A 12,073-nucleotide genomic window follows, 5' to 3' on the forward strand; every position below is an offset into this window, starting at 1 on the left:
TCGCCCGGCTCGCCAATGACCGCCGTGTCGCCGAGAACACGCGGCGCCTGCCGCATCCCTATTCGCAGGACGATGCCGCCGAATTCATCCGCGCCACCGCCGAGCTCGGCAGCGAGACGGTGTTCCTGATCGAGCACGATAGCGGGCCGGTCGGCATGGTCGGGATCGACTGCTCGAAGCCCGATAGTGCCGAGCTCGGTTATTGGCTCGGCGTCGATCACTGGGGCCAGGGCTTTGCCACCGAGGCCGCGCGCGGTGCGATCGACTTCTTCTTCGAGGAGTTCGAGGACGAGCATCTCCATGCCGGTGCGCGCGTCACCAATCCGGCCTCGCGCAAGGTGCTGGAGAAGTGCGGCTTCCAGTGGAGCGGCGTCCAGCTGCACCGCTTCCTGGCGCTGGGCTCCTCGACGCCCGTCGACTGCTTCCGCCTCTCGCGCGGCGTGTGGGCGTCGCTGAAGAGCTGGAGCAGCGCGCGACGGGTGAGGTAAGGCGCGGCTGACCACCCTCCCCTGGAGGGGCAGGGTCGGCTCACGTTGAGCGCAGCGAAATGTGAGATGGGGTGACAGTCTTCAGCGGAAGCAGTGCTCGAGGTGGAGAGATCACCCCACCCCGCTCGCGCTGCGCGCGATCGACCCTCGCCCTCCAGGGGAGGGTAAGAGCTACGCCGGCGGATTGACCTCGGCACTCTCCCGCCCGAGATCGCGTTCGCGCAGGTAGATGTAGAACCCGGCGCCGATGATGATGGCGGCGCCGACGAGCGTTGCGATGGACGGGACGTCGCCGAACACGACGAAGCCGAAGATCACGGCCCAGACGATCATCGAATATTGGTAGGGCACGACGACGCTCGCCGGCGCGAGCTTGAGCGAGCGGTTGACGCAGAACAGCGCCGTCACCGAAATGAGCCCGGCGGCAGCGAAGATCACGAGGCTGCCGGGGGTCGGCGGCACCCAGTTGAAGGCCGACAGCACCGCGCCCAGCGAGAACGTGCCGACGAATTGCGACGACGCCATCACAATGTCGGGCGTCTTGCGCAGGCTGCGGGTGATCAGCATCAGGGTCGCGAAGGACAGGCTGCCGCCGAGCGCGATCAGCGCCGGCAGGCTGACCGTCTGCGCGGAGGGGCGCAGCGCGATCAAGACGCCGCAGAAGCCGATCAGGATCGCACTCCAGCGCCGCCAGCCGACCCGCTCGCGCAAGAACACCGCCGACATCGCGGTGACGAAGATGGGACCTGCCAGATAATAGGTGATGACGTCGGCGAGCGGCAGATAGACCGTGGCAAGGAAGAAGGCGGCCACCTCCAGCGTCGACAGCACGACACGGAACAGCTGCAGGCCCGGCCGCTCCAGATGCAGGAACTGGCGTCGCTGCTTCCAGATCAGCGGTGACAGCAGCAGGAGCGCCGCGCAGGCGCGCAGGAACAGGAGCTGCCCCACCGAGTAAGTGCCCACCAGGAACTTGCCCATGGCGTCGCCGAACGAGAACATGAAGATCGACAGCACCATGAGTGCGATGCCGGCGAGGCGCGCGGAGCGGTCGTCATAGGCGGAGAGAGACTTGAGGAGGGGCATTGAAACGAGTCTGGATCTGAGAGGCTCGTCATTGCGAGCGCAGCGAAGCAATCCAGAATCTTTCCGCGGCGGCAGTCTGGATGGCTTCGCTGCGCTCGCAATGACGGCGGAGAGAGCGTCAGGAATCGGCTGGTAGTGTCGCTTGCGGTCGTTTTAATGACGTGAGCGACCGCGACAAGCCCGCGCAAGCCGAATTGAACGGATTGTCGCACTCTTCGCATCGCGGTAGCGATAGGCTGCCCGCTAAGGAAAGAGCAACCGCATGACCGATTTCGACCCCACCCAGCATCGCATGATCCCCGAGCAGCGCTGGTTTGAGGATTTCGTCGTCGGCGAACGTTTCGTGCTGCCGAGCCGAACCCAGACCTCGGCGGTGTTCGCCGCATTCCAGACCGCGAGCGGCGACACCCATCCGGTGCACTATGACGTGGAGTATTGCCGCAGCCGCGGCATGCCGCATCTGCTCGCCCACGGCTTCCAGACCTTGATCCACACCGCGCCGGGTGCCGGCCTGTTTCCGTTCATGGTCGAGGATTCCCTGGTCGGCTTCCTCGAGCAAACGAGCCGATTCCTGAAACCCGTCTTTGCCGACGACACGATCTATCCGGCGCTGGAAGTCACCGAACTCTCGCCAGGACGCACGACGGGTGCGGTGACGCTTCGGAGCACCGTGTTCAACCAGCGCAAGGAGCTGGTGCTGGAGGGCACGCAGAAATTCCTGATCAGGCGGCGGCCAGCGGCGAGTTAAGCACGGCCCCAAGATCGCTGAAATTCCGCCAATTTGCGGGTCAATCCGGGTTGCCGCGCGGGACCGGCTGGCCTACCTATGGCCCATGAAATTCCTCGACGAAGCAAAGGTCTATATCCGCTCCGGTGACGGCGGGAACGGCTGCGTGGCGTTCCGCCGCGAGAAGTTCATCGAGTTCGGCGGCCCTTCCGGGGGCAATGGCGGCCGCGGCGGCAACGTCATCATCGAGGTCGCCGACGGCCTCAACACGCTGATCGACTACCGCTATCAGCAGCACTTCAAGGCCCAGAAGGGCGAGAACGGCATGGGCTCGGACCGTCACGGCGCCAACGGCAAGAACATCGTGCTCAAGGTCCCGGTGGGCACGCAGATCTTCGACGAGGATCGCGAGACGCTGATCCACGACTTCACCAAGGTCGGCGAGAAGTTCGTGCTGGCCGAGGGCGGCAATGGCGGCTTCGGCAATGCGCATTTCAAGTCGTCGACCAACCGCGCGCCGCGCAACGCCAATCCCGGCCAGCCCGGCGAGGAGCGCTGGATCTGGCTGCGGCTGAAGCTGATCGCCGATGCCGGTCTCGTCGGCCTGCCCAATGCCGGCAAGTCGACCTTCCTCTCCAAGGTCAGCGCGGCGAAGCCGAAGATCGCCGATTATCCCTTCACCACGCTGCATCCGCAGCTCGGCGTCGTGAATGCCGACGGCCGCGAATTCGTGCTGGCGGATATTCCCGGTCTGATCGAGGGCGCGCATGAAGGCGCAGGCCTCGGCGACCGCTTCCTCGGCCACGTCGAACGTTGCCGCGTGCTGCTGCATCTCGTCGACGCCACCTGCGAGCACGCCGGCAAGGCCTACAAGACCGTGCGCAAGGAGCTCGATGCCTATGGCGGACAGCTCACTGACAAGATCGAGATCGTCGCGCTGAACAAGATCGACGCGGTCGAGCCGGACGAGCTCAAGAAGCAAAAGGACCGCCTCAAGCGCGCCGCCAGGAAGACGCCGCTGCTGCTCTCCGGCGCGACCGGTCAGGGTGTGAAGGAAGCCTTGCGTGCGCTCGTCGAGGTGATCGGCGAGGCCCCGGTGTCGGCGAAGGCGAAGAGCGCGGCGGAAGCCGAACCGTGGTCGGCCTAGTCTCTCTTCCCAACGTCGTCCGCGCGCACGCGGGGACCCATACCGCGTAATCTTTCGGCTGGGCACGGTCGCAGTACCGAACGACGAATCTTCGCCAAACCACTCCCTGTGGTTATGGGTCCCTGCTTTCGCATTGCTTTCGCAGGGACGACAAGGGAGTGTATGGCTGCGGACAAGCGCATCACTGGCTTGTCTTCATCGCCCCAATAGCGCAGCATCCAACAATCAAGAAACGACAGGGATGACGCATGGCGCGCGCGAAGAACGTTCTCTGGATCATGTGCGACCAGCTCCGCTATGACTATCTCGGCTGCACCGGCCATCCCACGCTGAAGACACCGAACATCGACGCGATGGCGAAGCGCGGCGTGCTGTTCACCAACGCCTATGTGCAGTCGCCGATCTGCGGCCCGTCGCGGATGTCATTCTATACCGGCCGCTACATGCGCTCGCACGGCTCGCACTGGAACGGCTGGCCACTGCGTGTCGGCGAGCCCACGCTCGGCGATCACCTCAAGAAGATCGGCGTCCGCAACGTGCTGGTCGGCAAGACCCACATGGCGCCTGATATCGAAGGCATGAAGGCGCTCGGCATCCCGCCGGAATCGGTCATCGGCGTGCATGTGGCCGAATGCGGCTTCGAGCCCTATGAGCGCGACGACGGCCTGCATCCCACGGGGCGGCCGCGGCCGAAATACGATGAATATCTGCGCCGGCATGGCTTCGAAGCGCCCAATCCCTGGGAGCATTGGGCCAATTCAGGCGCGGCCAACGATGGCTCCTTGCAGAACGGCTGGCTGCTGGTGCATGCCGACAAGGCCGCGCGCGTGCCGGACGAGCATTCCGAGACGCCCTACATGACGCGGCGCGCGATGGATTTCATCAGCGAGGCCGAGACCGACGGCCGGCCGTGGTGCCTGCATCTGTCCTACATCAAGCCGCACTGGCCCTATATCGCGCCTGAGCCCTATGCCAGCATGTATTCGACCGACGACATGATTCCGGTGATCCGCTCCGAGCGCGAGCGCCAGAATCCGCATCCGGTGTTCGGCGCCTATATGGACATGCGCTACTCCCGCAACATGGCGCGCGACGAGGCCCGCGAAAAGGTGATCCCGACCTATATGGGCCTGATCACCCAGATCGACGACCAGATGGGCGCGCTGATGAAATTCCTGGAGGCGCGCGATCTCCTGGAAACGACCATGATCGTGTTCACCTCCGATCACGGCGATTATCTCGGCGATCACTGGATGGGCGAGAAGGACCTGTTCCACGAACAGTCGGCGAAGATCCCGCTGATCGTCATCGATCCTTCGAAGGAGGCCGACGCCATGCGCGGCACGCGCAGCGACGCGCTGGTCGAGGCGATCGATCTTGCACCAACCTTCGTCGATTATTTCGGCGGCAAAGTGCCGGGACACATTCTGGAAGGACGTTCGCTGCTGCCGCTGCTGCGCGGGCGGACGCCAGGCGGCTGGCGTAAGGTCGCATTCTCCGAATACGACTACGCCATGCAGGACGTCCGGCTGAAACTGAACCAACCGATCGAACGCTGCCGCCTGTTCATGGTGTTCGACGGCCGCTGGAAATATATCCACGCCTCCGGTTTCCGCCCGATGCTGTACGATCTCGAAACCGATCCGGAAGAGTATCTGGATCGCGGCGACGATCCGGAATGCGCTGGCATCATCGCGCGCCTCCAGTCCGAGTTGTTCGACTGGGCGCTGCATCCGAGCGGCCACATCACCACGCCGCGCGAGAAGATCGCGGCCTATGCGGACAGCCAGCTGCAGGTAAAGGGCGGCATTCTGATCGGCATCTGGGACGAAAAAGAGCTTGCGGCCATCAAAGACGGCATCGCGCAACGCGCGAAGATATAGCCCCTCATGGCGGGGAGGCGCGGCGGCGCCGTCTCCAATCATGCAGGCTCCGCTGCAACAGCCGGGTCTTTCATCCTTCGAGACGCCCGCTTCGCAAGCCCCTCAGGATGAGGGGATATGGAGAGAGATTCGCTGCGTGGCGTTCAGGTGGGTATCTCTCCAAAATTCTTCCCCACCGGCAGCACCGCGTGCCGGATCAGCCGCGAATCCTCCACCGCGGCTTGGCGGTGCTTCACCGCTTCGCGATAGACGGGATCACGGATCATCTCGACGAAGGCGGCGACGCTGGGATATTCGGCGATGAAGCAATGGTCCCAGCGCTCCTCCTGCGGGCCGATCAGCATCAGCTCGAATTTGCCCTGCCAGATGATTCGTCCGCCGAGGCGCTCGAACACCGGGCCGCTTTCGCGGCCATAGGCCGCATAGGCTTCCGCGCCGCTGGCCTTGCGGCCATCGGGATAGGCCGCTTCTTTCCGCAGGCGCACCAGGTTGAGCATGTGGATCGGGCCCGGGCGGTCGTTCTCCCGGAATTGCGCGAAGATCTCCTTGGTCGGATCGATATGGCCCATGCGGGTTTCCTCTTGTTTTGCGGCGGCGATCCTAGCCTTGCCGTCCCGAAAGCGGAACTGCGGCGGGCGAATGCCGCATCTCCTAATCGCGCGTTAACGCCGGGGTAACCGGGCCTTAAACAGCGACCGCTAGCGTGCGGCGGGGCGGGCTGACCGGGCGTATTTGCGTATGGCGTGGGGAAAGAAAAAGGGTGGGCGGAAGGAGCCGTTGTTCGGCTTGCCTGCCGCGCTCGCCGATCTGCGCCTGACGGCAGCGGACCGCATCCCCAACGCGGCTGACGACAAGCCGAGGAAATCAGCCAAGGCCTCCACCAAGCGCAAGGCAGGGGATTCCGGCGACGAGCCGCCGCGCGAGCGCAAGGCGCCGGCTGGCCGCAGCGGCGCCAAGCGCCGGTCGAAGTCGCGTTTCGGCGTGGGCCTCGGCCGCCTGGTCTATTGGGGCGCGGTGCTGAGCCTGTGGGGTGTCATCGCCGTGATCGGCGTGGTGATCTATGTCGGCGCTCATCTGCCGCCGATCCAGTCGCTGGAAATTCCCAAGCGGCCGCCGACGATCCAGATCGTCGGGATCGACGGCAGCATGCTGGCTCAGCGCGGCGAGATGGCCGGCGCCAACGTCGCGCTGAAGGACCTTCCGCCTTACTTGCCCAAGGCCTTCATCGCCATCGAGGACCGCCGCTTCTATTCGCATTTCGGCATCGATCCCGTCGGCATCCTGCGCGCCCTCGTCACCAACGTGCTCCACCGGGGCGTCTCGCAGGGCGGCTCGACGCTGACACAGCAGCTCGCCAAGAATCTGTTCCTGACCCAGGAACGCACCATGCAGCGCAAGCTGCAGGAGGCGGAGCTCGCGATCTGGCTGGAACGCAAGCACTCCAAGAACGAAATTCTGGAACTCTATCTCAACCGCGTCTATTTCGGCTCCGGCGCCTATGGCGTCGAAGCTGCCGCGCAGAAATATTTCGGCAAGTCGGCGAAGAACGTGACGATCGCGGAGGCCGCGATGCTGGCCGGCCTCGTCAAGTCGCCCTCGCGCCTTGCGCCGAACCGCAATCCCGAAGGCGCCGAAGCGCGCGCGCAAGTCGTGCTCGCGGCGATGGCGGATGCGAAATTCATCACCGAAGCGCAGGCGCAGGCCTCGATCGGCCATCCCTCCTACAGTGTGAAGCCGGTCGGCGCCGGCACGGTCAACTACGTCGCCGACTGGATCGGCGAGGTGCTGGACGACCTGGTCGGGCAGATCGACGAGAGCATCAAGGTCGAGACCACGATCGATCCGAAGCTGCAGAGTGTGGCGGAAGCCGCCATCATCGACGAGCTCGCGGCCAAGAGCGTGAAGTTCAATGTCAGCCAGGGCGCGCTGGTGGCGATGACGCCCGACGGCGCCGTGCGCGCCATGGTCGGCGGACGGAACTATTCCGAGAGCCAGTACAACCGCGCGGTGACGGCCAAGCGCCAGCCGGGCTCCTCCTTCAAGCCGTTCGTGTACCTCACCGCGCTCGAGCAGGGTCTGACGCCCGATACCGTCCGCCAGGACGCTCCCATAGAGGTCAAGGGCTGGAAGCCCGAGAACTACACCCATGAATATTTCGGCGCGGTGACGCTGACGCAGGCGCTGGCGATGTCGCTCAACACGGTCGCCATCCGCCTCGGCCTCGAGGTCGGACCGAAGAACGTGGTGCGCACCGCGCACCGGCTCGGCATCTCCTCCAAGCTCGAACCCAATGCCTCGATCGCGCTGGGTACCTCCGAAGTCTCCATGGTCGAGCTGGTCGGCGCCTATGCGCCCTTCGCCAATGGCGGCGTTGCGGTGACGCCGCATGTCGTGACGCGGATCAGGACGCTCAGTGGCAAGCTGCTCTACATGCGCCAGCCTGAGGAACGCAACCAGGTCATCGATCCCCGCTATGTCGGCATGATGAACGCGATGATGCGGGAGACGCTGATATCAGGCACCGCCAGGAAGGCGGAAATCCCCGGCTGGCCGGCGGCCGGCAAGACCGGCACCAGCCAGGATTACCGCGACGCCTGGTTCATCGGCTACACCGCCAACCTCGTCACCGGCGTCTGGCTCGGCAATGACGACAACTCGCCGACCAAGAAGGCGACCGGCGGCGGCCTGCCGGTGGAAGTCTGGTCGCGCTTCATGAAGACGGCGCACGAGGGCGTGCCGGTCGCGAACCTGCCGAGTTCACCGGGCGGCTGGGGCCTGTCGAACCTCGCGCAAGCAGCATCGCAGGTGTCGCCGCCAACAGCAGCACCGGGACCGGCAGCGGCAAGCGCTGGCGGCTATCGCCCGCCGCCGCCCACGCGCACCAATGTGCGGCCGGAGGCTGCGGCCGGCCTCGATGGCTGGCTGATGGACCGGCTGTTTGGCGGAAACCGATAGATTCTGCCCGAGGCCTCGATGACCTCGAAACAAGAACTGCGAAAACAACCCCATGCACAGTAGCCGAGGATAGCGAAATCAACGGCTTGCGCAGACCGCACAGACGCCTGAAGCGCGCGCTGCGCTGTCATTCACCGCGACGGCGGGGAATCCAGTGCGCCGCGTCGTCTCGGCTCGACGACCAACGCCTCTGCAATGCTGGATCGCCCGCTCGCGTGCGCGAGAGCCCACAAGGCGGGCGATGACAGCGTCAGATGAGGCAACAGTGGAACTTTGATTTCCAGCTCAGCCTTAATCCTCGACCCCATAGCGGTGCAGATCGTTGCCATGCGTGTCGAGCCACTTCTTGGCGCGCTCCATCGACGGGCAGATCTTGCCGCATACGCGCCAGAACCGCGCCGAGTGATTCATCTCGACGAGATGAGCGACTTCGTGGGCGGCGAGATAGTCGAGCACGAAGGGCGGCGCGAGAATCAGGCGCCAGGAGAACGACAGCGAGCCGGCCGAGGTGCAGGAGCCCCAGCGGCTGGACTGGTCGCGGATCGACAAGCGCTTGACCCTGACGCCGAGCTCGGCCGCGTAGGCTTCCGCCGAGCGCTGCAAGTCGCGGCGCGCCTCGCGCTTGAGGAAGTCGCTGACGCGGCGGTCGACATGTTCGAGCCCGCCGGCGACGCAGAGGATGCGTTCGCCGCTGTCGCGCATCTCGGTCCACACCGTGCCGCGCTGACCGGCACGATGAACGATGCGATGGGGTGTGCCGCGCAGCGGTATCACCGTGCCCGGCTGGAACGGCGCGGCCTTCGGCAGGCGGCCGAGACGCGCGGCGATCCAGGCGCCGTGGCGCTGCGCGAAGTCCTTGGCATCGGCGAGCGTGCCGCGCGGCGGCATCGTGAGGATGGCCTCGCGGTCGCTCGGATGAATTCTGAGCGTGTAGCGGCGCGCGCGTCTGTGCCGACGCAAGCGGATGGCAAAGAATTGCGATCCGTGGGTGATGACGAGGGTCTTCGGTTCGTGGGGGCGCCGATAGAGGAGTGCGCGAGTGGCCATGTCTGTCAGTCCGGGAAGCAGGAGTTCGCCCGGATTCTGCCATAACCGCCGCCAGGGAAAGCGCTCGGCGCAAAAACAAATCATTTGCCCAATATACAGCGGTCGGGCGTCCGGGAGACCCTACAGACTGGGGTTGGAACCCGCTTTTTTCGCCCTCGCTGGACGCATGCGACACCCCCAAGGGGTGAGGACGGACTCACTCCTACAAAGCTACCTAATTACCGTGAATCTGACAGAAACTTGCCCCCCGCCGGAGGCTCCGGCATGGGCTGAAATTCGGCGGGAAAGCCGAAATCCGCGGCTGGAGCCGCTTCGATGAAAATCGGAACGCTCCAGATTCTCATTCTGGCGCGTTTTCTTCACGCGAACCGGCCGCCACTTCGCTCGAAAACGCTCTATTCGGCCGCGAGGGCCTGTAACGAGCTCGGATTCGCAGCCGAAACCATGAAGTCGTGAATCCGCGGCACGATCTCCGACTTGAAACGCGATCCGTTGAACACGCCGTAATGTCCGACGCCCTTCTGGACGTAGTGAACGCGGCGATGATCGGGGATCGAGTTGCACAAACCATGCGTTGCTTCGGTCTGACCGAGGCCGGAGATGTCGTCGTTCTCGCCTTCGACCGTCATCAATGCGACGCGCTTGACCTTGGAGGGATCAACGCGGGTTCCGCGATGGGTCATCTCGCCCTTCGGCAGCGAGTGCTTCACGAACACGGTGTCGACGGTTTGCAGGTAATACTCGGCCGAGAGATCCATCACCGCGAGATATTCGTCGTAGAAGTCGCGATGCTTGTCGACGAGGTCGCCGTCACCCTTCACCAGATTGGCGAACAGCTGCTTGTGGGCATCCATGTGCCGGTCGAGATTCATGCTGATGAAGCCGTTGAGCTGCAGGAATCCAGGATAGACGTCGCGCATCATGCCCGGATGCGGGAACGGCACCTTGGTGATGACGTGGTTGCGGAACCAGTCGATACCGCGCTCCTGCGCGAGGTCGTTCACTGCGGTCGGATTGCGGCGGGTGTCGATCGGGCCGCCCATCAGCGTCATCGAGGTCGGCACGAACGGATCGCGCCGCGCCTCCATGATCGAGACGGCCGCGACGACCGGCACCGAGGGCTGGCACACCGCCATCACATGAGTGTTGCCGCCGAGGACGTGCAGCATCTCGATGACGTAGTCGATATAGTCGTCGAGATCGAAGCGGCCTTCGCTCAAGGGGACCATGCGGGCATCGGCCCAGTCGGTGATGTAGACCTCGTGCGCCGGCAGGAAAGCTTCCACCGTACCGCGCAGAAGCGTCGCATAGTGGCCGGACATCGGGGCCACGATCAGCACGCGCGGCTGCGGGCTGCGCAGCGGGCGGGCGAACTTGCGATCGAAGTAGAGCAGCCTGCAGAACGGCTTTTCCCAGACCGAGCGAACCTCGACGGGGACGCGGATGCCGTTGACCTCGGTGTCGTCGAGACCCCATTCCGGCTTGCCGTAGCGGCGCGTGGTGCGCTCGAACAATTCGCAGGCTGCGGCGACCGACTTGCCGACCTCGGTACGCGCCCAGGGATTGAGGGGATTCTGAAACAGCAGCTTGGTCGCGTCCGTGACCGCACGTGCCGGATTGAGAGAGGCATGCGCCATCTCATACATCCAGTACATCGGCGTCGTCAGGACCGGACTGCCTTCTGCAGCCAGGGGCGGGGCGCCGCCGAACTCACCAATGGGCATCGTCAAATTCCTCTTCGCATCGCAACATACTGCCGAATGCGTAATATTGCGTCAATGCATGGTTCCGTACATCTACGTAGCCGAAGCGGCGAAATCAGACTCAATCCACGGGAAAGTGAGGTTATTCGCCGGCCGACAGCAGCGAGCCGTGTTTCCTGGCGCTGCGCAATAGGGCAAGGAATGCCCCAAAAGATGCAACCAGCAGCACTGCGTTGATGGCCAACGCCTCCAGCATCAGATCGGTCCTGAAGGCTTGCTCGATCAGGAGCGCGCGCATCCCCTCGAAGGCGTAGGTCGGCGGCAACGCCCAGGCGACGTATTGCAGCCAGGCGGGCAGCACGCTGACGGGATAATAGACGCAGGCCAGCGGGAGGATTGCGAACATCAGGGTCCAGACGATGCTCTCGGCGCCAAGGCCGTTTCGCAGCACCAGGCCCGAGACGAAGATGCCGACCGACCAGCTCGTGAAGATCAGGTTGCAGAAGAACGCGATCAGCGGCAGGCCGAGGGCATAGACGTTGAAGTGAAACAGGAACAGCGCGAGCAGCGTCATCGGGATGATGCCGATCGCGAGCCGGATCAGGCTCATGACCATCAGCGACAGCAGAAACTCGATCGGCTTGAGCGGACTCATCATGAGATTGCCGAGGTTGCGCGCCCACATCTCTTCCAGGAACGAGATGGAGAAGCCGAGCTGGCCGCGGAACAGGATGTCCCAGAGGATGACGGCACCGATCAGCGTGCCGCCGGCGCGCGCGAAGAAACTGGCGTTTTCGGCGATGTAGAGCTGGAGGAAGCCCCAGGTGACGACCTGCAGCGCCGGCCAGTAGAGCAGCTCGAGCAGCCGCGGCCAGGACGACAGCAGGAGGTACCAATAGCGCAGGATCATCGCGCCGATGCGAGGGAGGGATATGCCGCGGTGGAGGGCGATCTCGGTCATTGCACCCTCGCGTAAACCGATTGAAATGCCGCGCGCGGTCTATCCAAGACGTCATTGCGAGGAGCCCTTGCGACGA

At 64.3% G+C, this 12,073-nt stretch carries 10 protein-coding genes; 5 read left to right on the plus strand and 5 right to left on the minus strand.

The features are described from left to right. The coding region (locus IC50_RS35030; RefSeq protein WP_035715876.1) for a GNAT family N-acetyltransferase at positions 1-488 on the plus strand (488 nt) is incomplete at its 5' end. A gap of 171 nt (positions 489-659) precedes the next feature. Here the strand turns inward: IC50_RS35030 and IC50_RS35035 are convergent. Next, positions 660-1,574, minus strand: coding sequence for a DMT family transporter (locus IC50_RS35035; RefSeq protein ID WP_035715878.1), 915 nt, complete (start codon positions 1,572-1,574; stop codon positions 660-662). Between the two features lie 262 nt (positions 1,575-1,836). Between IC50_RS35035 and IC50_RS35040 the strand changes: the two genes are divergently transcribed. From IC50_RS35040 to IC50_RS35050, 3 genes are all read left to right on the plus strand, one after another. After that, a complete protein-coding gene (locus tag IC50_RS35040) occupies positions 1,837-2,322 on the plus strand; it encodes a MaoC family dehydratase (protein ID WP_035715879.1) in 486 nt (161 codons plus the stop codon). Between the two features lie 85 nt (positions 2,323-2,407). Next, positions 2,408-3,448, plus strand: a complete 1,041-nt coding sequence (gene obgE, locus IC50_RS35045; RefSeq protein WP_035715881.1) for a GTPase ObgE — start codon at positions 2,408-2,410, stop codon at positions 3,446-3,448. Between the two features lie 248 nt (positions 3,449-3,696). Beyond that, positions 3,697-5,331, plus strand: a complete 1,635-nt coding sequence (locus IC50_RS35050) for an alkaline phosphatase family protein (protein WP_035715883.1) — start codon at positions 3,697-3,699, stop codon at positions 5,329-5,331. A gap of 143 nt (positions 5,332-5,474) precedes the next feature. Here IC50_RS35050 and IC50_RS35055 read toward each other — a convergent pair whose 3' ends face one another. Beyond that, positions 5,475-5,900, minus strand: a complete 426-nt coding sequence (locus tag IC50_RS35055) for a DUF1330 domain-containing protein (RefSeq protein ID WP_035715884.1) — start codon at positions 5,898-5,900, stop codon at positions 5,475-5,477. 169 nt (positions 5,901-6,069) lie between these two features. Here IC50_RS35055 and IC50_RS35060 point away from each other — a divergent pair, with 169 nt between their 5' ends. After that, positions 6,070-8,286: a transglycosylase domain-containing protein gene (locus IC50_RS35060; protein ID WP_035715885.1), complete on the plus strand. Its 2,217-nt coding sequence runs from the start codon at positions 6,070-6,072 to the stop codon at positions 8,284-8,286. 291 nt (positions 8,287-8,577) lie between these two features. On the opposite strand, the gene IC50_RS35065 is transcribed toward IC50_RS35060, so the two are convergent. The 3 genes from IC50_RS35065 to IC50_RS35075 all read right to left on the minus strand — a co-directional run bounded on the left by IC50_RS35065 (position 8,578) and on the right by IC50_RS35075 (position 11,997). After that, positions 8,578-9,417: a M48 family metallopeptidase gene (locus IC50_RS35065; RefSeq protein WP_035715887.1), complete on the minus strand. Its 840-nt coding sequence runs from the start codon at positions 9,415-9,417 to the stop codon at positions 8,578-8,580. Between the two features lie 311 nt (positions 9,418-9,728). Further along, positions 9,729-11,057, minus strand: a complete 1,329-nt coding sequence (locus IC50_RS35070) for a polyhydroxyalkanoate depolymerase (RefSeq protein WP_035715889.1) — start codon at positions 11,055-11,057, stop codon at positions 9,729-9,731. A gap of 121 nt (positions 11,058-11,178) precedes the next feature. Then, positions 11,179-11,997: an ABC transporter permease gene (locus IC50_RS35075; protein WP_035715891.1), complete on the minus strand. Its 819-nt coding sequence runs from the start codon at positions 11,995-11,997 to the stop codon at positions 11,179-11,181. Between the last annotated feature and the right edge of the window lie 76 nt (positions 11,998-12,073).

The sequence above is a fragment of the Bradyrhizobium genomosp. I (2014) genome (assembly GCF_000261685.1).
Taxonomy (GTDB): Bacteria; Pseudomonadota; Alphaproteobacteria; order Rhizobiales; family Xanthobacteraceae; genus Bradyrhizobium.

What these genes read in the sequence shown, in the direction of transcription:
- IC50_RS35035 (WP_035715878.1), bottom strand. Translation starts at nt 1,574, where the DNA reads ATGCCCCTCCTCAAGTCTCTCTCCGCCTATGACGACCGCTCCGCGCGC.
- IC50_RS35040 (WP_035715879.1), top strand. Translation starts at nt 1,837, where the DNA reads ATGACCGATTTCGACCCCACCCAGCATCGCATGATCCCCGAGCAGCGC.
- obgE (WP_035715881.1), top strand. Translation starts at nt 2,408, where the DNA reads ATGAAATTCCTCGACGAAGCAAAGGTCTATATCCGCTCCGGTGACGGC.
- IC50_RS35050 (WP_035715883.1), top strand. Translation starts at nt 3,697, where the DNA reads ATGGCGCGCGCGAAGAACGTTCTCTGGATCATGTGCGACCAGCTCCGC.
- IC50_RS35055 (WP_035715884.1), bottom strand. Translation starts at nt 5,900, where the DNA reads ATGGGCCATATCGATCCGACCAAGGAGATCTTCGCGCAATTCCGGGAG.
- IC50_RS35060 (WP_035715885.1), top strand. Translation starts at nt 6,070, where the DNA reads ATGGCGTGGGGAAAGAAAAAGGGTGGGCGGAAGGAGCCGTTGTTCGGC.
- IC50_RS35065 (WP_035715887.1), bottom strand. Translation starts at nt 9,417, where the DNA reads ATGATTTGTTTTTGCGCCGAGCGCTTTCCCTGGCGGCGGTTATGGCAG.
- IC50_RS35070 (WP_035715889.1), bottom strand. Translation starts at nt 11,057, where the DNA reads ATGCCCATTGGTGAGTTCGGCGGCGCCCCGCCCCTGGCTGCAGAAGGC.
- IC50_RS35075 (WP_035715891.1), bottom strand. Translation starts at nt 11,997, where the DNA reads ATGACCGAGATCGCCCTCCACCGCGGCATATCCCTCCCTCGCATCGGC.